The organism is Alteromonas aestuariivivens (assembly GCF_003367475.1).
Lineage (GTDB): Bacteria > Pseudomonadota > Gammaproteobacteria > Enterobacterales > Alteromonadaceae > Alteromonas > Alteromonas aestuariivivens.
In genome coordinates this window covers 84978-110384 of the sequence record NZ_QRHA01000008.1, presented here as the reverse complement: position 1 = coordinate 110384, position 25407 = coordinate 84978, and the positions used below count along the sequence as shown (strand labels likewise).

Here is a 25407-nt window from a genome sequence, read left to right as displayed (position 1 = left end):
TTCAAGTTAGGAGGTTGTGTGCACTATATCAGATCCCATCTGCCCGGCAGCCCGGTTTTTGTCATTTCCTTATTGCTGCTGTGCCTGAGTTTTGTATCGCACGCTTCTCAGACACCACCCAACGGAGCCGTTATCCTGCTCTACCACCACGTTTCTGACTCTACACCTTCGAGCACCAGCGTTAGCCCGCTCCAGTTCGCAGAACACATGAAGTATGTAAATACTCACTACAATGTAAAACCACTTAATGATGTGATACTTGCTCTTCAGAACGGTGAAAAGCTCAACCCAGATACAGTGGTGATCACCTTCGATGACGGCTATCGCAACATTCTGGATAATGCCCACCCCATATTGCGCCAGTACGGATTCCCTTACACCGTATTCATCAACCCAAATGAAATTGGTCAGCGCCATAACCAACTCAGTTGGGAGCAGGTTAATCTCATGCAACAGCAGGGAGTCAGTTTTGCCAATCACACGCTGGACCATCTGCACATGCTTGAGCGAGGGGAAGATGAGCAGGAGGAAGATTGGCTTAATCGAGTGTGGGAAAATGTCGAGCAGGCAGAAGCACAACTGCTGCAGCATACCGGCCACTCACTCAAGTTTCTGGCTTTTCCCTTTGGCGAATACAACCTCGCGCTGGCCGGGAGACTGCGTGAGAAAGGTTACATTGGCTTTGCCCAGCATTCTGGCGCAATTGGTCCGCACAGCGATTTTTCCGCTCTGCCCCGCTTTGCTGCAGCAGGCCCCTATGCAAAACTCGAAACCCTGAAAACCAAAATTGCCAGCTTGCCTATGCCGGTGATCAGCAGTAATTTTCCCGACCCGCAACTGCCAGCCGGCAACCCGGTTCCCGGAAATATTACTCTCACTCTTTCAGGCACAGACCCCGACCTAACACGGGCCAACTGTTATTTTGCAGGCCGGCAAATTACGCCGCAGTCAACCGCCAACACACTGAGCTTCAGCGTGGAATCACGCCTTCGTGCAGGTCGCTCCCGGGTAAATTGTACTGCCCCGTCCAAATCGCAGGGCGGGCGTTATTACTGGTATTCACAGCCGTTTTTTGTGGCGGATAAAGATGGCAAATACCCGGACTGATCCAAGAAAAGGGCACTTGAATCAGCGAATATCTGCCACGGGTTTGGTGCAATGCAAAAACGGGGTTAGCGAAGGAGCGCACTCGAAACCAAGAGAAAGATAAAAAGCCAGTGCGTCTGGGTTATCGGCTTCAACATCGAGCACCAACTCAGATTTCCCCAAGCGGAGCGCTCTGTGCTGCATGGCCGTGATAAGTGAGCGACCAATACCCCGTTGGCGATACGCCTCAGCCACAGCGACATGGCCAATGGCAAGTTGGTGCCCACAGGGGGGAGAGAGCATGCCCGTTAGACGCCGGCTGCGGGCAAGAACATTGAGGGTTTCATTAACGCCGAAAAATTGTTTTATCGAGTTCAGAGTATGCCGGCCAAAACTGGCCGCAAGGCCATCATGCCAGCTGGTCACCACGCCCACTACGTCGTTATGATTGACACAGGCTACCCAATGATTGCGATAACCGTATTGCCCCATACCGAGTTGCCAGGCCGCCATTAAATATTGACCTGTAACCGTAGCGTCACCGTTACCGAAAATTTCGTTCAGCATACGAAAGGCGGACTGCAATATCAGTGAAGTGGCCCCATTGGCATCTTCAGACTGGGCCGGGCGAACGGTTAGCTGCATCGTAAGACAATGCCTTATTCAGCGAGTACCAAGGGTATATCATGCAGAATATGCTGGGTGTCAGCGACCGCTAGCTTACCGGGTTCGAGCGTGGGCTTAAACCGCCCGATCACCTGAGCATTGGGATTGATAAGGGCTACGGACGCACTGTGATCAACCAGATAGTCCGGGTCCTGGGTACTGCCGGCGATGGCATACATCATGCCCATACTGCGCACCAGTGCAAAAAGCTGCGTGTGCTCCCCCGTTACCGCAGTGAATGCAGAATTAAAAAAGCCGATGTATTCAGCCAGGCGCTCGGTGGTATCGCGGTTGGGATCAACGGAGATAAACAACACCTTTACCGGATTATCCGAGTCTATGGCCTCAATTTGCGGGTAGACTGCATTCAGCGCTGCCAGGGTAGTCGGACAAATATCCGGACAATAAGTGTAGCCAAGAAAAACCAGCGTCCAGTGCCCCGTAAGATCTTCACGGGTGAACGCCAGACCATTGTGGTCCTGCAATTCAAAATCGGGCAATGACCGGGGCTCGGGATAGGATTGCAGGTAGGCAAACTTCGACGAAGATGAATCCGGCGGGGCAATGTACACCGCCCCGACAATGCCAACAATCAGGGCCAGTGCGGCAACAATTCCGGTAATGCTTCTTTGCGTCATAGGCTCACAGGTAAGTAATGGTCAACCAACAGAACTACGAATAGTAGCATGAGGTGAAGTATTGAGAACTTAAAGGTTTGCATTGCCGTTTTGTCATTGGCAGCAAACTTCAGTTTCCAGGCGTGACGCAGGAATCCGAAGTTCAACACACTTGAACCAGCCAAATAAATCATTCCGGTCATGCCAACCAGATAGGGCAGCAGGCATACCAGACACAACAATACGGTATAAAGCAGGACCGACGTTTTTGTGAATTCCACCCCGTGAGTCACAGGTAACATGGGCACCTGGGCCCGGGCATAGTCCCGTTCGCGGTGGATAGCCAACGCCCAGAAGTGAGGGGGCGTCCAGGTAAAAATTATCAATACCAGTAACAGCGCATGAGCATGCACTTCGCCGGTGACGGCCGTCCAGCCGAGCAGTGGTGGTGCGGCACCGGCCAACCCGCCAATCACAATATTTTGAGGTGTGGCACGCTTGAGAAACATGGTGTAAACCACCGCATAACCCACCAGACTGGCCAGGGTTAAAAAGGCCGTAAGCCGATTTACCCAGATATCCAGCACCGCGTATCCCGCCAAAGCCAGAATAATGGCAAACACCAAAGCCTGGGTAACCGAAACCTTACCCTTGACCACCGGGCGGTTGACGGTTCGGGCCATTTGGCTGTCGATGCGATGATCCACCACATGGTTTATTACCGCTGCCGCGGAGGACAGCATTCCAATGCCAGTCATTCCCGCAATCAACACATGCCACTGTACCCAGCCCGGTGTCGCCAGACACATGCCCACCAGAGCGGTTAACAGCAACAGTAAAACCACTTTGGGTTTGGTCAGTTCATAATAATCCCGCCAGGACGCAGGGGCTTTCAGAACACCACGATGTTCAACCAAGGAAGTGGCGGTTTTAGACATGAGATACTCCCTGATTTCGTTTGAGGGTAAAGGCGACCCACACCATCACCAGCAACAAGCAGGCTGCAACAGCATTGTGTGCAACGGCAACAGGCAACGGCAAACTAAACATCACATTGGAGATCCCAAGCGCCACCTGGACACACAAAACCACCAAAAGCATTTTACCTGCCGCCTGAAAGGCCGGAGCTGAGCGGCTGGAAATCAACCTCACCGCCAGCCATAGCAAATAAGCAAAGGTTACGAGTGCACCAACACGATGAACGATATGCATGGTCATACGCTCCTGATAATCGTGTGCGCCAAATTCATAATTGTGCGCATCAGGCACACTGAAGGCTCCGGAAAAGTCGAGTTGCGACCACCATTGCCCCTCACACACAGGCAACTCGGTGCAGGCCATGGAAGCGTAATTGGCTGATGTCCAGCCTCCCAGCGCGATTTGCACTACCAGAATCCCCAACCCCAGCAGTGCCAATGAAATTGGAACCGGATTGACTTCAGTCGTTAAAACGCCCGGTGTGATTCTCAGGTACAGCAAAAACAGACAGGACAACACCGCAAACCCACCCAACAAGTGGCCCATCACCACCACAGGTAACAAGTTGAGTGTTACCGTCCACATGCCCAGTGCAGCCTGGAAGCAAACCAGCAGCAACAAAAACACCGGCAGTTTCAGTGGTTGGCCTGTATTGCGGTGTCGCAGCGCGAGTATGCTAATGGCAAGAATGAATAAACCCAGCGTACCGGCAAAGTAACGGTGAATCATTTCATTCCAGGCTTTGTGAGCGTCTACCGGACGTGTCGGAAAGGCTGCTTCAGCACTTGCCAGCTGAGCATCGCTTTGAGGCACAGTAAGATGACCGTAGCAACCCGGCCAATCCGGACACCCGAGCCCAGCGTCAGTCAGGCGGGTATAGGCACCCAGAATAATTACCGTTAGAGCCAGAAAAATGCTTACCAAGACAAGCTTTTTCATATCTTTACCCTATACGTGAAAGCTTAAGCAGCTTTCTCACATCTGCCAGAATATCCCGGCTGGCCATTAATGAGTCCTGTGGACTGGGCTGCACAGGGTAATGGAGCATAGCCTGGTTGAGCGTATCGACCAGATAAATGCCATCGACGGTCTCCGGCTCGAATACCCGGTCGACAACCCCTGATATGACTGTGACGGTTTCAACTCCCCCCAACTCCGTTAGCTTTGCCAGCGCAGCCACATCACTGGAAGGCGTCACAATGACTAAGGGCTGTGCACGATCCGCTTCCCGCCCAAGTGCCAGCCAAACCTGATGAATGCTGTACAGAGCATTCTCACAGGACGGCCCGCATTGTTCAGGCAGGGTATACAGAATGCGCCATTTTGGCGGTAAATCCCGCAGTACTTCAGAGACATCGAGTTGCGGCTGGATAAGCTCGCCTTTGTTGGTCGATGCACGCTCAAACCATTCGTAATCCAAAGCCAGCTTGGCCAACGCCACCGGCAAAATAAAGACACCAAAGACCATCAGCATAGTGAGCCTGGATTTAGGATTTGTATTCGCTTGAGTCATACTGTCGTCCCTTTGAGAAAAATACTAACAAAGCCACAATGGCCGCCGCCATGGCCAACACAAACCATTGAACGGCATAGGCAAAATGTTTTTCCGGCGGCATTACAACCGGCTGCCAGTTGCGCACGAAAGCACTGTCTTTTTGCGCTGAAAGCTGTATCACAACAGGAACCAGTTCCGTCTCCAGCAGCACCTCCAGTTTTGGAAGGTCAAGCTGTTGTATCAGCAACGGAAAAGGATCGGTGGATTGTGCAGTTTCGGAAACCAGCGGATTGCGCTGTGGCACGCTAACCACGCCATGATACATTTGCTCCCCCGGGTCAATGGAGACCACGGGAAGCTGCTGACGGCTCTGAGTTGCCGCCACCCAGCCATAGTTCACCAGCACCTGCCCGTGTTCAAAAACCACCGGTACCAGTACCTCATAACCCACCACTCCGCCCTCGATGCGATTATCGAGAAAGACCAACCGGTTTAGATCGGGTTGCCCCACAAACTGCACCGGTACATCCTGGAGCAAATCGGATTTAAGATTGAGTGCACTCAGGGCTACCCCCTGCTGCCCGGACAACTCTGCTATGCTGTTCAGACGCAGTTCCTTTTGTTGCATGCGCTGCAACTGCCAAAGACCTAACCCCACCATAGTAATAATCGCGGCCAACACTCCGCTAGCCGCCACCGCCGATTTAAGGTAAGTTCGGGTCAGTAACACATTAAAACTCCGACAAAGGCTTTCTGTATGTGGATAAAAATCATTTTAGTGCTCTTGCTCATCTATATGATCTTTAACCTGTTTGCGGCCCTTAAAGTCATGATGGTCGGCAGTAAGGACGGCACACCAATGAGCAAATACATTGGCCGCAGGGTGCTGACCTCTGCAATCATAGTGACTCTGATTCTGATTGCTGTGGCAACCGGGCTCATCACACCCAACCCACGGCCTTACTAGCCCTTTATTCCTGATCACAACACATAGACAAACAGGTACAGCATCACCCAGACCACATCCACAAAATGCCAGTACCAGCTTCCGGCCTGAAACGCGAAGTGATTGTGAGGCGTGAAATGGCCCTTGAGCACGCGGAAAAACATTACGATTAGGATGATGGTCCCCAGAGTAACGTGCATACCGTGAAACCCGGTCAGCATGAAGAAGGTATTGCCATACACACCCGACTGCAGTGTCAGACCCAGTTCGTGATAAGCGTGAATGTATTCCTCGACCTGTAAAACCAAAAATGAGCAGCCCAGGAGGATAGTAGCGCCCAGCATCCATGTAAGTTGCCTACGTTTATTTTGTTCCAGGCCTACATGGGCAAAATGCAGTGTAACCGAAGACACCAGTAGGATAATGGTATTGATGGTGGGTAAGCCCGCAGCCCCCATTTGCTGAGTTGTCGTTCCCCCCGGGGTCGAAATCAGCGGCCACATGGCCTCAAAACCCGGCCACAATACTGCATTGGTCATTTCATTGTTCGAAGCACCGCCCAGCCAGGGCACGGAAATCATTCGGGCGTAAAACAAGGCGCCGAAAAATGCGGCAAAAAACATGACCTCAGAAAAGATGAACCAGCTCATGCCCTGGCGGTAAGAACGACCAAGCTGTGCACTGTGCATGCCTGACATGGACTCATCTATCTGATTTTTAAACCAGCCCACCAGCATTACCAACAGGGTAACAATCCCGGCGATCAACAGATGCTTGCCATAACCGGTCTGATCACGGGTTAACTCAATCACAAAATTGCCTGCTCCAACTGCTATCAGGAACAGAGCTACTGCGCCGACAATGGGCCAGGGGCTTTGTGCGGGTACGTAATACTTCTCATACTGTTGCTGCATACGGTTCTCCATATCCCCGAACACCAGTTCAGCTGCCGCTGGCAGGTGCTTCAGTTAAAAAAGGATTTTTCTGGGTTGCCAGCTCGTCAGCTCTGGCTGTTACGTCATACAATGTGTACTGCACGGTAAAATAGGTAATGTCCTGCGGAAGTTGCGGATCCACATAGAACTGCATTGGCAAGTGAGCTTCTTCCCCCGCTGCCAATGGTTGCTGGTTAAAACAAAAACATTCGGTTTTGTTCAGATATAACGCTGCCTGGCCGGGCGACACAGAAGGGATTGCCTGGGCTACAATGCTTCTTCCCGAAGGATTGCGCACAAAAAATGAGACAGTATTCAATTCGCCAGGGTGCACTTTTACCCGGGTTGTCTGAGCCTGGAATTCCCATGGCATACCGGCATTGGTGCGGGCGATAAATTCCACCGTCACTTCCCGGCTCTGATCTATCGGAATTGAATCATAAACGGCGGCCCGGCTATCAGTTTTGCCATTGATGCCGGTAATGTCACAAAACACGTCGTACAAGGGCACCAGCGCAAAACCGAAACCAAACATGGCCACTACCACCAACAGCAGGCGAATAACCAGAGCACGGTTTTGCCGATGAGTCGCCGTCATATCCAATTCCTACTTCACAACCGGAGGTGTTTCAAATGTGTGGTAAGGCGCAGGGGAGGGGATTTCCCATTCCAGGCCATCGGCCCCTTCCCACACCTGATCACTGACTTTTTCCCCTTGCTTGCGGCAAGCCTTTATCACAACCACCAGGAAGATCAGCTGTGAAAGTCCAAATGCGAAGCCCCCGATACTTATCCATTTATTGAAATCGGCAAATTGCAGGGAATAGTCCGGAATACGTCGCGGCATACCCGCCAACCCAACAAAATGCATAGGGAAGAACAGCACATTGACCGAAACCAGCGAGCACCAGAAATGCCATTTGGCCAGACCGGTATCAAACATACGGCCGGTCCACTTGGGCAACCAGTAATAGACTGCCGCCATAATCGAGAACACCGCACCGGTTACCAGCACATAATGGAAGTGGGCTACCACAAAATATGTATCGTGGTACTGGAAATCTACTGGTGTGATAGCCAGCATCAATCCCGACAACCCCCCAATGGTAAACAGCACAATAAAGGCAATCGCGAACAGCATGGGCACTTCGAAGCTCATTGACCCCCGCCACATGGTGGCAACCCAGTTGAAGACCTTCACTCCGGTAGGCACAGATATCAGCATGGTCGCAAACATGAAAAACATTTCTGCAAACACCGGCATGCCAGTGGTAAACATATGGTGAGCCCACACAATAAATGACAACAGTGCGATGGATGCTGTGGCATACACCATTGAGGCATAGCCAAAAAGTTTTTTGCGGGAAAAAGTAGGAATGATTTGTGAGATGATGCCAAATGCGGGCAGGATCATGATGTACACTTCAGGGTGACCGAAGAACCAGAAAATATGCTGGAACATTACAGGGTCGCCACCGCCTGCGGCATCAAAAAAGCTGGTACCAAAAAACTTGTCGGTCAGTACCATGGTCACCGCTCCCGCCAAAACCGGCATTACGGCAATCAGCAAAAATGCGGTAATCAGCCAGGTCCAGACAAACAGCGGCATTTTCATCCAGGTCATACCGGGTGCACGCATGTTGAATATGGTCACAATGACGTTAATGGCCCCCATGATTGAGGAAATCCCCATAATATGTACGGAGAACACAAATAATCCGGTGCTGTCACTGCTGTAAGTGGTGGACAGCGGAGCGTAGAAAGTCCACCCGAAGGCCGGGCCGCCCCCTTCCATAAACAGGCTGGATAACAAAATCAGGAACGCAAATGGCAGGATCCAAAAGCTCCAGTTGTTCATGCGGGGTAACGCCATATCCGGCGCCCCTATCATCATGGGCACCAGCCAGTTCGCCAACCCGGTAAAGGCCGGCATAACCGCGCCAAATACCATGATAAGGCCATGTACGGTGGTCATCTGATTAAAGAAGTTTGGATCAACAATCTGCAACCCGGGCTGAAACAATTCCGCCCGAATCACCATCGCCATGGCGCCACCAACCAAAAACATGATGAATGCAAACCACAGATAGAGAGTACCAATGTCCTTGTGGTTGGTTGTAAACAGCCAGCGGGTAATACCTTTGGGAATATGGTGTTCGTGATGCTCGTCGTGACCGTGATCGGCAGCGCCCACAATGTCCGTTGCTTTAGTCATGATCGTCTCCTAGTTTCCCGTCGCTACTGCGTTGACGTCTTTGGGTTGCACAAGATCGCCGGTATTGTTACCCCAAGCGTTTCGCTCATAAGTCACCACGGCAGCAATGTCTTTTAGACTCAACATTTTGCCAAATGCCTGCATGGCCGTACCTGCCTTGCCGTTGTATACGATATCGATGTGCGCATTTATGTCCTGAAGTACCATAGGGCTGCCCTTAAGTGCCGGGAAGACTCCGGGTAACCCCTCGCCACTGGGCATATGACAAGCTGCGCAGGTAGCGTTGTATACACGCTCTCCCTCACGCATCATCTCTTCCATCGACATATTCATCGCCAGCAACCGCTGCTCTTCTTCTTTAGCGCGGCGCTGAATGTCCTCCTGCTCCGCCATCCAGGCGTCATATTCCGCAGGCTCTTTCGCAATCACCACAATCGGCATAAACCCGTGATCCTTGCCGCACAGTTCTGCGCACTGCCCGCGGTACACACCGGGTTCATTTACCTTGGTCCAGGCCTCGTTGATGAAGCCCGGATTGGCATCTTTTTTCACCGCAAAATCCGGTACCCACCAAGAATGAATTACGTCGTCGGAGGTAATGAGAAAACGCACTTTTTTCCCGGTCGGGATCACCAAAGGCCGGTCTACTTCCAGCAGATAGTTCTCACCCTTGGAAAACTTATTGGCAATTTGTTCCTGTTGCGTGGCCAGCAATGAATAGTATTCAACATCGCTATCCATATATTTGTAATGCCACTTCCATTGGGAGCCGGTAACCTGGACTGTCAGATCAGGCTGAGTGGTGTCTTCCATGGCTATCAGGGTTTTTGCTGCCGGAACGGCCATAAAAATCAGAATTAAAAAAGGTACAACCGTCCAGGCAATTTCCACTTTGACGTTTTCGTGGAAGTTTGCGGGCTTTGCACCGCGGGATTTACGATGCAAATACATGGAGATAAACATGGCACCAAAAACCACCACTGCAATCACCACGCAGATAGAAAACATCAGCATGTGCAGGTCATATACCTGACCGCTGATATCCGTTACGCCCCGTCTCAGGTTCAGGGCACCCCCATCCTCCGTCGTTTGCACCGCGAAGGCGCTCGAAAATATCGAAGTCGCCAACATTGCCAGAACCACAGTTACGCTGCTCGTGAGTCGTTTCACCCAACACCTCCGTAAAGGGTGAGCCATCTGCTGCCCGTGGTAAGTCAGTGACGGCTCAAAACCGATTGTCGTTGTCTGAGATATAGCTTTTTGTAAATGTTAGTATAGATTTTTGTTATTGCCGTGTTAATTGCAGTACAAGAATTGCGCACTTTATTTCAGGAGTCTAGTCTTTTGTTAGAAAAATCAGTGATTTTGTATGTTTTTTAAACAGCCCAGCATCACTATTTGCGATCAAAGTAATTGCAAGAAAAGTGCATTTTGTGCCAACAAATGCACGAGAAGACGACAATTTAGCGGTGATTTTGCGAGGTTTGATTGAAAAGAACGTTCAGGATTACTGGGTGTCACGGCAAAAAAAACGGCCTTACGGCCGTTTTATAAAATTTGAGCAGGGATCCCCCAAAGTTACATCCAGTCGGCGTTACGAATAACGCCGACTGCGATGCCTTCAATGGAGAACGGCTGCGACGCCAAATCCACTTTGATGGTAGAAAATTCCTCGTTTTCCGCATGCAGTAATACTTCACGGCCCCGTTTTTCGAGACGCTTTACGGTTACATCTTCGTCAACCCGGGCTACTACAACCTGCCCATTATGCACATCGGTTGTACGGTGAACGGCTAGCAGGTCCCCGTCCAGAATGCCAATATCCCGCATACTCATACCGTTTACCCGCAGCAAAAAATCAGCATGCGGGCGAAACAAATCAGGATCAACTTTGTAGTGCGCTTCAACGTGTTCCTGCGCAAGAATAGGCTCACCGGCGGCAACCCGTCCAATCAGAGGCAACCCCTGATCTTCGTCATTCTGGGCATCCAGCTCGACATTCAGTTTGATCCCCCTGGACGTTCCGGGCAAAATTTCAATCACACCTTTACGAGCCAGTGCCTTGAGGTGCTCTTCGGCTGCATTGGCGGATTTAAACCCCAACTGACGGGCGATTTCCGCGCGGGTGGGCGGCATGCCGGTATCCTGCATGGTGGACTTTATCAGTTCGAGCACTTCTGTTTGTCGGGGAGTTAGTGGACGCATAACCAGCCTGTTTTTCTATACAGTTCCTGGCAGTATATACAGTTGAAGCCAAATCGCAAGGATTTGCTGAGAGACAGGCAAAATCTCTGGATAGCCCGGCGTGCTGCCGATAAACTTTGCTGACCCGGCTGTTACCAAACCATGTTACCCGATGATTTTTAGAGATTTTAGCCCAGAACTCAGTGACCATTTCGAACGCATCAATCGCCAGTGGATTGAAAGCATGTTTGAACTGGAACCTATTGATGAGCAGGTCATATGCCACCCGCAGGAATACATTATCAACCGGGGAGGGTACATCTGGTTCGCAGAATTACCGCCGGCAGGTATCGTTGGCACCTGTGCCCTGATGAAAAAGGCCGAGGGTGTATTTGAACTCACGAAAATGGGTGTAAGCGAACATGCCCGCGGGTTAAATGTGGGCAAACATTTGCTTGCACACGTGCTGGAGCGTGCAGAAACGATTGCTTATGACACCCTGTTTTTACTCACCAACACCAAATGCGAGGCGGCCATTCATATTTATGAAAAGCTCGGCTTCGTTCACGACGCTCAAATAATGCAACATTACGGTTGTGCCTACGAGCGATGTAACGTCGCTATGCGATTTGTCAAAAAATAGCGCTTGTTACCACAAGTCACCGGTTACAGCGCGTTTTATGTGCTTAACTGAAGAGGGAATCGCACTGCATGTGTGGTAAACTTCGCCGGATTAAATTACACAGGATTTTCATTACATGTCGTGGATGCGCAAAACACTGTTGTCCGTGTTTCATTATCCCGTTAGATGGCTGGTAAAACCCCACAGCATTCCTGCTGATGTTGAAAGCGAACTGGGAATCGATAAGAAACGTCCAATTATCTATTTGTTACCCAGTAACTCGGTCACCGACCAGTTGGCTCTGCGTATGGCCACTGAGAAGCTGAGTTTACCCAGCCCGACCGAAGAACTGGAACTTGGCGGCAAGCAATATCCTACCAGTCTTTTTTTGCGCAAAACCCAGCCCATATTTGCCTCCAAGGCGTCCGGTACCCACATTGAAGAAGTGTTTTCGGAATTGTTTCATCTGCACCGGGATCACCCAGATCTGGACGTTCAGGTAGTGCCCGTGTTTGTGTCCTGGGGCCGGGCTCCCGGCGGCGGCAAACCCGGGATCGCCGACTTAATCGCAGATAAAGCTGCGCCCAGCTGGCTGCGCAAGCTTTTTATAGTGTTGTTCTTGGGCCGCGACAATTTCATCAGCTTCAGTAAAGCCGTTTCCGCCAGTTCGATGTCGAACCAACACGGCTCAGATCGCCAAATTGCCCAGAAACTGGTTCGTGTGGCAAGTACTCACTTTCACAGAAAGCGCCAGAGTATGACCGGCCCAACTCTGCTGGAAAGGCAGGAACTGTATAACTCGGTACTGGGTTCCAAAAGTGTAAGAAGAGCCATAGGCGAAGAAGCCAGCCATAAGAACGCATCAACCGAAGAAACCAGAGCCAAGGCCAAAAAATACATCGACGAAATCGCCGCAGACTACCGGGAGGGCCTGATTCGCTTCGGCGATCGGTTGCTGACCCGCATCTGGAACAAAATATACAACGGCATCAGTGTCGGTCACGCCGAGCGTATTCGGGAACTGGCCAACAATGGGCATGAAATCGTTTATGTGCCATGCCATCGCAGCCACATGGATTATCTGCTGCTAACGTACGTTATTTACCACGAAGGCATGGTCACCCCACATATTGCGGCAGGCATCAATTTGAATTTCTGGCCGGTCGGGAAAATATTCCGCTGTGGCGGGGCGTTCTTTCTGCGCCGCAGTTTTGCCGGTAACAAACTTTACACTGCGGTATTCAGGGAGTATCTGGAGCTGCTGTTCAACAAAGGTTATTCCGTTAAATATTACCCGGAAGGGGGGCGCAGCCGCACTGGCCGGCTTATCCCGCCCAAAACCGGCATGCTGGCCATGACCCTGCAAGCCATTTTGAAAGGTGTGAACCGGCCGGTCAGCATAGTGCCGGTTTACATCGGCTACGAAAACGTGATGGAAGTAAAAAGCTACCTGAGCGAATTGAAAGGCACGGGCAAAAAGAAAGAGTCCAACCTGCAGGTGTTTTCTGCCATTCGCAAACTGAAAAACTACGGCCATGGGTATGTGAACTTCGGAGAACCCATCCAGGTCAATCAATTCCTCGAAAAGTCTGTCCCCAACTGGCGCGAAAGCCTGCCCGATGATCATGACAAAAAACCCGGTTGGCTAACCCCAACAGTTAACGAGCTGGCCAATCAGGTTATGCTGCGTATCAACCGTTCGGCAGCCATTAATGGTATGGCACTGACATCGTTGTGTATGTTGTCGTCCAAAACCCACACCATGAGCCGGTCTGAACTGACCCAGGCCATCGCGGACTACACCTCATTGCTACGCCAGTGTCCATACAGCAAGGACATGACCATTCCGGATGAAAGCGCAGAGTCGCTGCTTGAATCAACCCTAAAACTGAATCGTTTTGATGTAAACGAAGACGGGTTTGGCAGCCTTATTCGCCCTCAGCCTGATTCCGATGTGTATCTGACCTATTACCGCAACAATATTCTGCATCTGTTTGCGTTACCTGGTGTAATCATGGCGGCTGTATTTGCTCACAAGGGGATGGAAAAAACCGCCATTTTACAGCTGGTTGCAGCCTTGTACCCGCTGCTACAGCGCGAACTTTTCATGTATAAGAGCCAAGATGAAGCCCTGGCCTACACCGCACAGTTAATTGATGCCCTAACCGAAATGGGCCTGCTCAAACAGCGCGATACTTTGGTAGCTCCGCCGGATACCCAGGACAAAACCTTCCACAGTGCCTGGCTGCTGAGCCGCTGTATGCAGGAAACTTTTCAGCGTTATGCTGTGGTGCTAACCATTATTGAGCAGGAAAGGGTGATCAGCCGCAGCCAGCTGGAAAAAACCAGCCGCACAGTAGCAGAGCGATTGTCCGCGCTTTATGGCATGAGTTCACCTGAGTTCTACGATAAGAATGTACTGGGCAGTTTCATCAACGCATTGCGTGAGAATCACTGGCTGGATTCAACACCAGACGGCAGCCTGAAGTACTCTGAGGAAAGCGACGCTCTGCGCCAGGATGTGATGGCGCTGGTGTGGCCGGAAATTGTACAGCACCTTAAAAATGTGGAACTGCATTAAACGCAGCGCGTAATTTGCAGTTTGTAAAAGTGAAACGGGGCCCTGTGGCCCCGTTTTACTTTTTGTTGATTCCGCCAGCAATCAAAACCCTTACGACAAAAAGAACCGATACGCTGGGTTCTCTGTCACATCAGTGCACTGATAGTTCAGTGCTTCAAGGTGCTGGTTGAACGCCTCCCGGCTTTGCGGCGGAATATCAAACCCTGCCAGTACCAAACCTTCGGCAGCACCATGATTGCGATAATGGAACAGGGTAATGTTCCAGCGTTCACCCAATGTGTTGAGGAAATTCAGCAATGCCCCTGGGTATTCCGGAAATTCAAACGCAAAAACGGTTTCATTCAACAGCGTTGGAGGGCGCCCGCCCACCATATGCCGCACGTGCAGCTTGGCCAGCTCATTGTCTGAAAGATCAAAACTTTCGTAACCCTGGCCAGTCAGACTCTCGCGCAATTCGGTAAACTCCGGTTTGCCACCTTTGAGTTTTACGCCGACAAAAATGTGAGCCTCGTTCTCATTGGCATACCGGTAGTTGAATTCGGTAATGGCTTTGCCACCCAAACAATCGCAAAACTGCTTGAACGCGCCCGGTCGTTCGGGAATCTTCACCGCAAACACCGCTTCTTTCTGCTCACCCAATTCACAACGCTCTGAAACGTAACGCAAGGTATGAAAGTTGATATTGGCACCGCATAAAATGCCGGCCACTTTCTGGCCTTTAAGATCATTGTGCTTGGAATATTTGCGAATGGCAGCGACCGACAGTGCTCCGGCAGGTTCGGCAATCACCCGGGTGTCATCGAAAATGTCCTTGATGGCAGCACAGATTTCATCATTAGAAACCGTCATCACCTCATCCACAAAGCGATTGCACAGTCGGAAGGTCTCCTGCCCCATAATTTTCACTGCCACGCCATCGGCGAAAATGCCGACTGTCGGCAACGCTACCGGCTCACCGGCTTGCCTGGCAGCAGCGAAGCAAGCCGACTCTTCCGATTCCACCGCAACAATTTTGATCTCTGGCCTGAGCTGTTTGAGATACACCGCAATACCGGCAGCCAGACCACCACCGCCAACGGCCACAAACACCACATCAAGTTTGGGGTTTTGCTCCAGCAGCTCACGGGCCACAGTGCCTTGCCCGGCAATCACATCCGGGTCATCAAACGGCGGTACAAAAGTGTAACCGTGGGCTTCACTGAGCTGGCGGGCATGGCCGGCGGCCTGGTCAAAACTGGTGCCATGCAAAACCACATTGACGTGCTTGCCGCCAAAGCGTCGCACCGCTTCAATCTTGATGTCCGGAGTGGTTTCCGGCATTACAATGGTGGCCTGAATTCCTTTCATCCGCGCCCCATAGGCCACGCCCTGAGCATGGTTGCCTGCAGAAGCAGCAATCACTCCGGCGGCGGCCTGCTCTGGCGTCAGGGTGCACAGGCGGTTGTAGGCTCCGCGCAATTTGAAAGATTTGACCGGCTGTTGATCTTCCCGCTTAAGGTAAACTTCTGTTTCCAGTTCCTGTGAAAAACGGGACATCAGCACCAGTTCGCTGCTAACCGCAACGTCGTAAACCGGTGCCAGCAGAACTTTCTTTAAGTAGTCGTGATCGCTTACGCTCATAAATCTTCCAGTTTCGACGGGTCACGCACCGCGCCTTTGTCTGCGCTGGTAGCCAGCATGGCAAAGGTTTTCAGTGACAACGATACTTCACGCTGACGATCTTTCGGACGCCATGGGCGCGCACTGGCTTCCATCGCAGCACGGCGACGGGCCATTTCATCATCGCTGATGTCTACGTTAATAGTACGGTTAGGTATATCGATCACAATGGTATCGCCTTCTTCCACCAGCCCGATGCCACCGCCACTGGCCGCTTCCGGTGAACAGTGACCGATAGACAGGCCGCTGGTACCGCCGGAAAAACGCCCGTCTGTAATCAGAGCACAGGATTTGCCCAGGCCCTTGGATTTGAGGTAAGACGTGGGGTAAAGCATTTCCTGCATACCCGGGCCACCCTTCGGCCCCTCGTAACGAATGATCACCACATCACCGGCCTGAATTTGGTCTGCCAGAATACCGGCAACCGCGTCATCCTGGCTCTCGAAAATTCGCGCACGGCCAGTGAAACGCAGAATCGATTCATCCACACCAGCGGTTTTAACAATGCATCCGTCCTCAGCCAGGTTGCCATACAGCACCGCCAGTCCGCCGTCCTGGCTGTAAGCGTGTTCTTTATCGCGTATACAGCCGGTTTGGCGATCGCTGTCCGCATCCGGCCAGCGACAATCCTGGCTGAACGCTTTCGTAGTGCGAATTCCGGCGGGGCCGGCACGGAAAAAGATGTCCGCCTTAGGGTTATCGCGGGTGATATCCCACTCGGAAATCACTGCACCCAATGTGCTGCCCAGTACATGGGGCACATCGTCATGCAACAATCCGGCTTTGTTCAGTTCGTTAAGGATCCCCATAACACCGCCAGCCCGGTGTACGTCTTCCATATGATACAGCGGCGTAGATGGTGCCACCTTGCACAGGTGTGGTACCTGACGGGACAGACGATCGATATCTGACATGGTAAATGGCACTTCACCTTCCATGGCTGCGGCGAGCAAATGCAGAATGGTGTTGGTGGAGCCTCCCATGGCAATGTCCAGACTCATGGCGTTTTCAAACGCCCTGAAATTGGCAATATTGCGGGGCAGGGCAGTCTCATCTTCGTTACCGTACCAGCGCTGACACAGCTCCACCACCAGCTCACCGGCCTGCTTGAACAGGCCTTCGCGGTCCGCATGGGTTGCCAGCAATGAGCCATTGCCCGGCAGAGACAGGCCCAGTGCTTCGGTCAGACAGTTCATGGAGTTGGCCGTAAACATACCGGAGCAGGAACCGCAGGTCGGGCAGGCAGAACGTTCAATTTCATTGGTGTCGGCGTCGCTGACTCTGTCATCGGCTGCGGCCACCATGGCATCAACCAGATCCAGCTTGATCAGCTGATCAGACAGCTTGGTTTTACCCGCTTCCATCGGGCCGCCAGAGACAAACACTACCGGTATGTTCAGGCGCATGGCCGCCATCAGCATCCCAGGGGTGATTTTGTCGCAGTTGGAAATGCACACCAGTGCATCAGCACAGTGGGCATTAACCATGTATTCCACCGAGTCGGCGATAATTTCCCGCGAGGGTAGGCTGTACAGCATACCGCTGTGCCCCATGGCAATGCCGTCATCTACCGCAATGGTATTGAACTCCTTGGCAACACCACCAGCGGCTTCCACACTGCGGGCCACCAGTTGCCCCATGTCCTTAAGGTGCACATGCCCAGGTACGAACTGAGTGAATGAGTTGGCTACGGCAATAATGGGCTTACCAAAATCCGAGTCCTTCATTCCGGTGGCGCGCCACAACGCGCGGGCACCGGCCATGTTTCTTCCTTGGGTGGTGGTTGCAGATCGTAACTTGGGCATAATACTTTCCAAAAATTCAGATTACTTATAAACCGGGGTCAACCAGTTCCACTTGTCTGGCGTGCTGCCGTTGAACAGGCCGAAGAACATGTCTTGCACCTGCTTGGTAATGGGACCGCGGGAACCGCTGCCAACCTGGATACCGTCCACACTGCGTACCGGGGTAACTTCCGCAGCAGTGCCACACATAAAGACTTCATCGGCCAGATACATGGCTTCACGGGCAATGTTCTCTTCGCGGATCTCGTAGCCCATTTCCTTGAGCAAGGTGATTACGGTGTCGCGGGTAATCCCCGGCAGAATGGCCGCTGTTTTCGGTGTGGTACTGACCACCCCATTGCGGATAATGAAAATGTTTTCGCCAGCACCTTCACTGATAAAGCCGTTGCGATCCAGAGCAATACCTTCGCCGTAACCATGACGGCGGGCTTCCATCGAAATCAGCTGGGATGACAGGTAGTTACCACCCGCCTTCGCGCCGGTAGGCATGGTGTTGGCAGCCAGGCGGTTCCAGGAAGAAATGCCGGCATCCACACCGTTTTTCAGAGCTTCTTCACCCAGATAAGCGCCCCACTCAAAGGCCGCGATGGTCACTTCAGTTTCAGTTCCGAACGGCACCTGCAGGCCCATACCTATGTCGCCATAAAATGCAATTGGACGAATGTAGGCGGACTTAAGGTTGTTTTCACGGATGATGTCTACGGTCGCCTGATTGATTTCTTCCAGACTGTAAGGGATGGTCATCCGGTAAATTTTCGCTGAATCGAACAGACGGCGGTTGTGCTCGTTCAATCGAAACACACAGGTTCCTTTGTCCGGTGTATTGTAAGCACGGATCCCTTCAAACACGGAAGAGCCGTAATGAATGGCATGGGTCATCACATGCACAGTGGCTTCTTTCCAAGGGACGATTTTGCCGTTAAACCAAATATATTCAGCAAGTTGCTTAGCCATGTTTAATCCTTAAAAAAGCAGGAGTCATTTACTCCCAAGGCTGCCTGTTAATGGCAGGTTAATTATCTGGACGAATCATACATGACCCGAGGGCAACGCCCAACAGCGTATCGAATCGATTGCACAGCAAAATTGACACTGGCGTTCAAATCCAAAAACAGTTTTGGTAGATCCGGGCATACGAAATCTCCAGGATTTCAAACCGGCATAAAGGAGGCCGCAACACGCAGCTTATGACAGGTAAACACCTGTAAATGATTGTTCGGAAGTGGTTCAAGTTCGGGCAGCCCTTGCCCGGCATTTATCGGCTGGCTGACCGTTCAATGCGCTTGAGGGTAAACTAATATCACGAATGCGTGCGGCTGATCAAGTTATTTGCCTGTACCGGTTTCTAATCGAACGCTAACCTGAGGGCACCGATTTCCTGACACTGAAGCCAGTTATCCACATAAAACGCTGAGGTTATGCTGTGCAAGGAGAATTCAGGGAGAGCAAGTCATGGCGGTGGCCAAAATACTGACCCGGGCAGGTGAAGGTATAACAGCCCCTCAGGTTAGGGTAGAAGTGCACCTCGCAAATGGCCTGCCGGCTTTTCATCTGGTGGGCATGGCGGAAACCAGTGTTAAGGAAGCGAGGGAGCGGGTACGCAGTGCCCTGATCAACAGTGGGTTTGAATTCCCGGCCCGACGTATTACGGTAAATCTTGCCCCTGCAACCATCCCGAAATACGGTGGCCGTTACGACCTGCCCATTGCACTGGGGATCCTGGCTGCAACCCAGGTTATCAATCCCGCCTCATTGCAACAGGCTGAATTTGTAGGCGAGCTGGGTCTGACCGGCGATATGCGCGCCGTCCGCGGGCTTATTCCGGTGGCCCTGGCGGCCCGCGCTCAAAAACGTGCGCTGTATTTTCCACAAGGAAATCGGGCCGAACTGGATTTGGTCGACAGGGCCACTCACTATGCCGCCGGTTCTCTGGTAGATATCGTCAATCACCTTAACGGGGTCAGCCCGCTTACTTCTGAGTGCAGTGACATTAGTTCTCCCCCCTCAGAGGTATTGCCCAAATGGGACGACATTATTGGTCAGTCAATGCCCAAGCGGGCATTGACCATCGCAGCGGCGGGGTCTCACCATTTGCTGTTTGTTGGCCCTCCCGGCACAGGAAAAAGTTTGCTTGCCAGTCGGCTGATTGATTTGTTGCCACCACTTTCCACCGAAGAAGCATTGGAAGTAGCAGCCCTGTACTCTTTAAAAGGGCAAGCCCCTGACCTGCAACACATGTATCGCAGACCATTTCGCAGCCCACACCACACCAGTTCCGCTGTTGCACTCACCGGTGGTGGCACCATTCCCACACCCGGCGAAATATCCCTGGCGCACAAAGGTGTGCTATTTCTTGATGAACTTCCGGAATTCGGCCGTAAAACGCTGGATGTACTTCGGGAACCGCTGGAAACCGGTAGCATTCATATTGCCCGGGTCAACGCGCAGGCCCAGTTTCCCGCGCAATTTCAACTCATCGCGGCGCTCAACCCCAGCCCCACCGGTGAAGTGGAAGACGGGCGCAGCACGCCGCAACAGGTGCAGCGTTACCTCAGCCGATTATCTGGCCCATTGCTGGACCGCATGGATTTGCAAGTGGAAGTCCTCCGTCTTGGCGAATATCCCATAGCTACTGCAAAACCTGAAGGGGAAAAGGATTCCGCTCTTAGGGCCAGACAAGCCATTGAATTGGCACGCACCATTCAGCTGAACCGCCAGGCTAAGCTCAACCACTTACTGTGCCCTCAGGAACTGGCTGACGTATGCCGGCTTTCTGATGCGGATTTGCGTTTTCTGCAACAGGCGGCGGAACGCCTGAAGCTCTCGATGCGCGCCTTCCATCGTACACTGAAAGTGGCCAGAACCATTGCCGATTTGGAGCAATCCATTGCAGTAGGCAGGGTACACCTGAGCGAAGCGTTGAGTTATCGCGCACTGGACACACTGGTACGTCAGCTCAGTTCCAACTGAAGCAATGCATTGATCAATGGCTCCTGGCGACGCTTTTGCAGGCAACACAAACCAATATCATAGGGCTCAATGTCATTGACCGGAATGGTGCTGACGTTCGCCGCCAAGCTTGAATGGTCCAAAACCACCTGGGGCACAAAACCGACACCGCAGCCCAGCGCAACCATGCTGACAATGGCTTCGTTACCGGCAACCGTAGCATACACATTTGGCCGTATGCCATGTTCCGCAAACCAGTGGTGGACTACCCGGCGGGAGGGGCCGGACTCGGGCAGGATCACCCGGTGTTTGCGCCAGTCCAGCTGATCGATATGAGATAAACGCCATTCTTTCGGAGCAATCAGGCGTAACGGTATTTTGTCCAGGCTGGAGAAAAACATGTCGGTGGGAAAATCCGGTGCCAGTATGGCAATGGCCACGTCGCACTGCTGTTGCTTGACTTTGTCGATGGCCAGCCCCGGATCGCCGGTTACCAGATGAATGTCTACTCCCGGATAGCGTTGCCGGAACCGCTGCAGTACCGCTGGCAAATGGCTTTGACTGGCCGTGACCGAGCAGTAAAGACGAATTTCGCCCTGCAAAGCCTGACTGTCATTCTTAAGTTCCTGCTGCAATGCCTGCCAGTCACTCAGCACCTGAGTCGAAAAATCCAGCAGCTTGTGCCCGCCGTGGGTTAGCGCCACTTTGCGGTTGTCGCGTTTAAACAGCACACAACCACATTCGTCTTCGAGACGCTGGATCACTCTGCTGAGCGTAGACGGCGACACATACATGGCATCAGCGGTATCACCAAAATGCAGGCTGGTAGCCAGGTGGTTAAACAATTGCAGGCTGCGTATATCCATAATCATTTCACTTTTTGCAATATTATTTTGCAAATATATCATTTTTCAAAACAAAAGAGATCCGATAATCTGCCCGCAAGTCGTCATGACGAGGTCTTTAACGCCACGGCTGGTGTTAAACACGACTAGCTAAATGATGTTCGGAATTTTTTATGGCTAATTATTTTAATACCCTATCTTTGCGCCAACAGCTTGACCAATTGGGTCGCTGTCGTTTCATGCAGCGCAGTGAATTTGCTGATGGCTGTCAGCACTTGAAAGGCAAGAAAATTGTTATTGTTGGTTGCGGTGCCCAAGGTCTGAACCAGGGTTTGAATATGCGCGATTCCGGCTTGGATGTGTCTTATGCACTTCGCCAGGCTGCTATTGATGAAAAGCGTGATTCTTACGTACGTGCTACCAGCAATGGCTTTACTGTAGGCACTTATCAGGAACTCATCCCGAGCGCCGATTTGGTCTATAACCTGACTCCGGACAAGCAACACGCCAGCGTGGTAGAAGCGGTCATGCCGCTGATGAAGCAGGGCGCTGCACTGGGCTATTCCCACGGTTTTAATATTGTTGAAGAGGGTCAGCAGATCCGCGCCGACATCACCGTGGTTATGTGCGCTCCCAAGTGCCCCGGCACCGAAGTGCGTGAAGAATACAAGCGCGGGTTCGGTGTACCAACTCTGATTGCCGTGCACCCCGAAAATGATCCGAACGGTGAAGGCTGGGACATCGCCAAGGCGCTGGCCAGTGCAACCGGTGGTGATCGCGCAGGGGTATTGGAATCTTCCTTCGTTGCCGAAGTGAAATCTGACCTGATGGGCGAGCAAACCATCCTGTGTGGAATGCAGCAAGCGGCCGCGATTCTGGCTTTTGAAAAAATGACCGCAAACGATATCGAGCCTGCTTACGCCGGTGCGCTGATCCAGTATGGTCTGGAGACCATCACTGAAGCGCTGAAAATTGGTGGCGTGACCAACATGATGGATCGCCTGTCCAATCCGGCAAAACTAAAAGCGCATGCATTGTCAGAAGAGCTGAAATCTCTGCTGCGCCCATTGTTTGAAAAACACCAGGACGACATCATCAGCGGTGAATTCAGCCGTACCATGATGGAAGACTGGGCCAATGGCGATGCGAACCTGCTGAAATGGCGCGCTGAAACCGGTGAAAGTGGCTTTGAGAACGCGCCGGTTTACGAAGGCGAGATCAGTGAACAGGAATTCTTCGACCACGGCATTCTGTTAGTCGCCATGATCAAAGCGGGTGTGGAACTGGCATTTGACGTGATGGTTGAAGCGGGCATCCTGCCAGAGTCGGCTTATTACGAATCTCTGCATGAAACACCGTTAATTTCCAATACCATCGCCCGTAAGCGTTTGTATGAAATGAACGTGGTGATTTCCGACACTGCAGAGTACGGTAACTATTTGTTTGCCAACGCGGCCGTTCCCCTGTTGCGTGAAAAATTCATGCCTGGCATTGATACCAGCGTGATCGGACGCGGATTGGCCTCCACTTCCAACCAGGTCGAAAACAAACAACTGGTGGATGTAAACGAAGCCATTCGTACTCACGGCGTAGAACAAATTGGTAAAGTTCTGCGTGGTTACATGACCGATATGAAAGCCATTATTGGCTAACAACGATTTCTGTCGTTAGGTGCTTAACCAAGCCCTCTTGCCCGACCAATTTGGTCGGGCTTTTTTATGCCATTAATATCAATACTACACCTATACAGATATAAAAAAACTGCCCCTGGCGCTAATTAAATACACATAAAAAATATTATGTTTTTCAGTAAATAAGCTAAGCTTTGAAAGTTATTTACATTGGTAGGCGCAGCTTTTTTGAAAATTAGGTAAGAAAAAAACAGCTTGTGTAGCCAAATTGAAACACTTAATCGGGCAATTACAGCCGTTTTTGAAATGCGAAAGCTCGGAGACCATAAATAACACCAATTGACCATATCTAGCTCAACGGGCCCGTACACCTTTAAAAATACTGATTGCGTGAGCAACTGTGAAATTCTTTGTGTAAAAATACTGGCACAATTTTGTTTATAAAATATACAACGGCGTGAAATTTGCTTTACTGCAACTCCAGCCCCAAATTTACTCTTTAATGAAAAGGATTGTTCATGCGAGCAGGCATCTCTCGCTTTACCCAAATTGGCGAATGGATATTTGAAGTAAAAATGGTCCGGGCGTTAAGAGTTTCAGAATACGGCCAACCCTATTCCGGTGTCGCTACTATCTCAATCAACGGAGACAATGTTTACATCGACACCCAACTCACCCGAAACAACGAGGAACTCAGCCGTGAAGATTGTATGGCGTTCTACGAGTTCTGTCGTCAGCTCGAAATGAAACAGATTCACTACGATCGGGTAAAACAGGGAATGCGCTGGCCCAGAGTTGTGGACGTTGAGGAAAACCAGTCTCCCAGACCACGCATTCAGCTGGTTAAGTAGAATTCATCCGGAAAGCAATGAAACTTTTGCGAGCTTACTGAGCTTCACGCTGTTTGGCGTGCTCGGCGTAACGTACCGAAATCCATGTCAGTGCAAAGAAAACCAGAAATCCAAGGCCTATTGGGTAAAGGTTATCATCCAGAAAATGGTCTATGAGCAAGGATATTGGCACTGCAAACAAACTTGACAGGGAACCGATGATGGCGGCGCCCAGCCCAGCCATGCTGCCCAGAGGTTGCATGGCCATGGCATTAAGATTTCCAAACAGAATACCAATAAAGAAAAAGCCCACAAACATCACAGGTACCGTGACTAACAGGGGAGGCAATCCGTCATAGGCCAACAAAAGTAGGTTAAATACCACTGCAAACCCGATGCAACCAATTGACGCTACATCGCACAATTTACTCATTCCAAAACGCATGACCATTTTGCCGTTGAAGTACGAGGCCAGACCTATTGAGAACGCCAGGGTTGCGAAGATATAAGGAAACCACTCACCTGCACCATAGAAACCCTGAAATATGGTTTGTGACGCACTAAGATACGCCAGAAACGCACCGAAATTGAACCCCATACCCAGGGTGTAGCCCATAACAGAGCCGTGGGTAAGTATGTATCCCGAAGAACGAAGAAACTGCCCTGGAGAAAAAGGCTGACGCCGTGACACCGGCAGTGTTTCCGGTTGCCGGGAGAAAAACCAGATCCCCGTAAGCAAAGAAACCAACAAAAACAGCGTGAATATGTGCTGCCAGGAAAACATTATCAGCACTGCCTGGCCAATCATTGGAGCCAGCATGGGTACCAGAATAAACACCATCATAATGAAAGACATTACTCTGGCCATGGCATCGCCAACGTATAAGTCCCTGATGATCGCAAGCGCCGCAATTCGCGGACCAGACACTCCAAAAGCCTGTATCAAACGCCCGGCTAGCATGGTATTCATATCATCGGCAACCATACACACCAAGGTGCCGATGGCAAATATACACAAGCCCAACAGTATTGCTTCACGCCTTCCCCGGCTGTCACAATAAGGGCCGAAACACAGCTGCCCCAGTGCCATTCCCGCGAAAAAAATCGACACTATTAAATGCGCGTCGTTGGCAGACGCTGCATGCATGGCTTCACCTATCTGGTCCAGTGCTGGCAGCATGGCATCAATACTTAACGCCACCAGTGAAGTCATCAGTGCCATCAGGGCGACAAATTCCTTCTGCCCAAGAGTCGGTGTGGCGTGGGTGGTTTGAGATGATTTTGACATTAAAGCGGTTACCGCTGCTAATTTGAATTCTGCAAACAAACGGAAACTGGCGCAGAGTCAAAAATTGGAAAGGCG

23 protein-coding genes are annotated in these 25407 nt (G+C 51.4%); 7 read left to right on the top strand and 16 right to left on the bottom strand.

Annotated elements, in window-relative coordinates; translation table 11 throughout:
- Positions 1-18 precede the first annotated feature (18 nt).
- The gene (locus DXV75_RS12280) at positions 19-1107 is read left to right on the top strand and encodes a polysaccharide deacetylase family protein (RefSeq protein WP_245953197.1); all 1089 of its coding nucleotides are present in this window, start codon (positions 19-21) and stop codon (positions 1105-1107) included.
- A gap of 21 nt (positions 1108-1128) precedes the next feature.
- Here DXV75_RS12280 and DXV75_RS12275 read toward each other — a convergent pair whose 3' ends face one another.
- Genes DXV75_RS12275 through DXV75_RS12250 form a run of 6 tightly spaced genes read right to left on the bottom strand, consistent with a single transcriptional unit; the run spans position 1129 to position 5572 of the window.
- Positions 1129-1731 carry a GNAT family N-acetyltransferase gene (locus DXV75_RS12275; protein ID WP_115593716.1) on the bottom strand — a complete coding sequence of 201 codons (603 nt, stop codon included), beginning with the start codon at positions 1729-1731 and terminating at the stop codon, positions 1129-1131.
- Between the two features lie 14 nt (positions 1732-1745).
- Entirely contained in the window at positions 1746-2390 is a 645-nt protein-coding gene (locus tag DXV75_RS12270) for an SCO family protein (RefSeq protein WP_115593715.1), read from the bottom strand.
- Positions 2387-3307 (bottom strand): heme o synthase, encoded by a 921-nt coding sequence (gene cyoE / locus DXV75_RS12265; RefSeq protein ID WP_115593714.1) that lies wholly within the window; start codon positions 3305-3307, stop codon positions 2387-2389. Before cyoE ends, DXV75_RS12270 begins: the two co-directional genes overlap by 4 nt.
- Positions 3300-4286: a COX15/CtaA family protein gene (locus tag DXV75_RS12260; RefSeq protein WP_115593713.1), complete on the bottom strand. Its 987-nt coding sequence runs from the start codon at positions 4284-4286 to the stop codon at positions 3300-3302. The genes cyoE and DXV75_RS12260 overlap by 8 nt, the downstream gene beginning before the upstream one ends.
- A 4-nt stretch (positions 4287-4290) precedes the next feature.
- On the bottom strand, positions 4291-4860 hold the full coding sequence (locus DXV75_RS12255; protein WP_115593712.1) for a hypothetical protein: 570 nt from the start codon (positions 4858-4860) through the stop codon (positions 4291-4293).
- A complete protein-coding gene (locus DXV75_RS12250; RefSeq protein WP_115593711.1) occupies positions 4835-5572 on the bottom strand; it encodes an SURF1 family protein in 738 nt (245 codons plus the stop codon). Before DXV75_RS12250 ends, DXV75_RS12255 begins: the two co-directional genes overlap by 26 nt.
- A 27-nt stretch (positions 5573-5599) precedes the next feature.
- Between DXV75_RS12250 and DXV75_RS12245 the strand changes: the two genes are divergently transcribed.
- The gene (locus DXV75_RS12245; RefSeq protein WP_115593710.1) at positions 5600-5809 is read left to right on the top strand and encodes a DUF2909 domain-containing protein; all 210 of its coding nucleotides are present in this window, start codon (positions 5600-5602) and stop codon (positions 5807-5809) included.
- Positions 5810-5823: 14 nt separating this feature from the next.
- Here DXV75_RS12245 and DXV75_RS12240 read toward each other — a convergent pair whose 3' ends face one another.
- The 5 genes from DXV75_RS12240 to lexA form a co-directional block, all read right to left on the bottom strand.
- Positions 5824-6702: a cytochrome c oxidase subunit 3 gene (locus tag DXV75_RS12240; protein WP_425451708.1), complete on the bottom strand. Its 879-nt coding sequence runs from the start codon at positions 6700-6702 to the stop codon at positions 5824-5826.
- Between the two features lie 28 nt (positions 6703-6730).
- Complete coding sequence (locus DXV75_RS12235; RefSeq protein ID WP_115593708.1) at positions 6731-7321, bottom strand: cytochrome c oxidase assembly protein; 591 nt, start codon at positions 7319-7321, stop codon at positions 6731-6733.
- 9 nt (positions 7322-7330) lie between these two features.
- Entirely contained in the window at positions 7331-8938 is a 1608-nt protein-coding gene (gene ctaD, locus DXV75_RS12230) for a cytochrome c oxidase subunit I (RefSeq protein WP_115593707.1), read from the bottom strand.
- A 9-nt stretch (positions 8939-8947) separates the two neighbouring features.
- Positions 8948-10069, bottom strand: a complete 1122-nt coding sequence (gene coxB / locus DXV75_RS12225) for a cytochrome c oxidase subunit II (protein WP_115593782.1) — start codon at positions 10067-10069, stop codon at positions 8948-8950.
- A 447-nt stretch (positions 10070-10516) separates the two neighbouring features.
- Positions 10517-11143: a transcriptional repressor LexA gene (gene lexA, locus DXV75_RS12220; RefSeq protein ID WP_115593706.1), complete on the bottom strand. Its 627-nt coding sequence runs from the start codon at positions 11141-11143 to the stop codon at positions 10517-10519.
- Positions 11144-11294: 151 nt separating this feature from the next.
- Between lexA and DXV75_RS12215 the strand changes: the two genes are divergently transcribed.
- Complete coding sequence (locus tag DXV75_RS12215) at positions 11295-11765, top strand: GNAT family N-acetyltransferase (RefSeq protein WP_245953196.1); 471 nt, start codon at positions 11295-11297, stop codon at positions 11763-11765.
- A gap of 115 nt (positions 11766-11880) precedes the next feature.
- Positions 11881-14325 (top strand): glycerol-3-phosphate 1-O-acyltransferase PlsB, encoded by a 2445-nt coding sequence (gene plsB / locus DXV75_RS12210; protein WP_115593705.1) that lies wholly within the window; start codon positions 11881-11883, stop codon positions 14323-14325.
- A 90-nt stretch (positions 14326-14415) separates the two neighbouring features.
- Here the strand turns inward: plsB and ilvA are convergent, their stop codons facing one another.
- From ilvA to DXV75_RS12195, 3 genes are read right to left on the bottom strand one after another with little or no spacing between them, the layout of a single operon-like run.
- Positions 14416-15945 (bottom strand): threonine ammonia-lyase, biosynthetic, encoded by a 1530-nt coding sequence (gene ilvA, locus DXV75_RS12205; RefSeq protein WP_115593704.1) that lies wholly within the window; start codon positions 15943-15945, stop codon positions 14416-14418.
- Complete coding sequence (gene ilvD / locus DXV75_RS12200) at positions 15942-17789, bottom strand: dihydroxy-acid dehydratase (RefSeq protein ID WP_115593703.1); 1848 nt, start codon at positions 17787-17789, stop codon at positions 15942-15944. Before ilvD ends, ilvA begins: the two co-directional genes overlap by 4 nt.
- 21 nt (positions 17790-17810) lie before the next feature.
- The gene (locus tag DXV75_RS12195) at positions 17811-18743 is read right to left on the bottom strand and encodes a branched-chain amino acid transaminase (protein ID WP_115593702.1); all 933 of its coding nucleotides are present in this window, start codon (positions 18741-18743) and stop codon (positions 17811-17813) included.
- A 498-nt stretch (positions 18744-19241) separates the two neighbouring features.
- Between DXV75_RS12195 and DXV75_RS12190 the strand changes: the two genes are divergently transcribed.
- Positions 19242-20759, top strand: a complete 1518-nt coding sequence (locus tag DXV75_RS12190; protein WP_115593701.1) for a YifB family Mg chelatase-like AAA ATPase — start codon at positions 19242-19244, stop codon at positions 20757-20759.
- Here DXV75_RS12190 and ilvY read toward each other — a convergent pair.
- On the bottom strand, positions 20741-21604 hold the full coding sequence (ilvY, locus tag DXV75_RS12185) for an HTH-type transcriptional activator IlvY (RefSeq protein ID WP_115593780.1): 864 nt from the start codon (positions 21602-21604) through the stop codon (positions 20741-20743). The genes DXV75_RS12190 and ilvY overlap by 19 nt on opposite strands.
- Before the next feature lie 152 nt (positions 21605-21756).
- On the opposite strand from ilvY, the gene ilvC reads away from it, so the two are divergent.
- Together ilvC and DXV75_RS12175 are read left to right on the top strand one after the other, a co-directional pair.
- Positions 21757-23235: a ketol-acid reductoisomerase gene (gene ilvC / locus DXV75_RS12180; RefSeq protein ID WP_115593700.1), complete on the top strand. Its 1479-nt coding sequence runs from the start codon at positions 21757-21759 to the stop codon at positions 23233-23235.
- A gap of 497 nt (positions 23236-23732) precedes the next feature.
- Complete coding sequence (locus DXV75_RS12175; RefSeq protein WP_115593699.1) at positions 23733-24065, top strand: hypothetical protein; 333 nt, start codon at positions 23733-23735, stop codon at positions 24063-24065.
- Positions 24066-24099: 34 nt separating this feature from the next.
- Here DXV75_RS12175 and DXV75_RS12170 read toward each other — a convergent pair whose 3' ends face one another.
- The gene (locus DXV75_RS12170) at positions 24100-25332 is read right to left on the bottom strand and encodes a multidrug effflux MFS transporter (protein ID WP_115593779.1); all 1233 of its coding nucleotides are present in this window, start codon (positions 25330-25332) and stop codon (positions 24100-24102) included.
- Between the last annotated feature and the right edge of the window lie 75 nt (positions 25333-25407).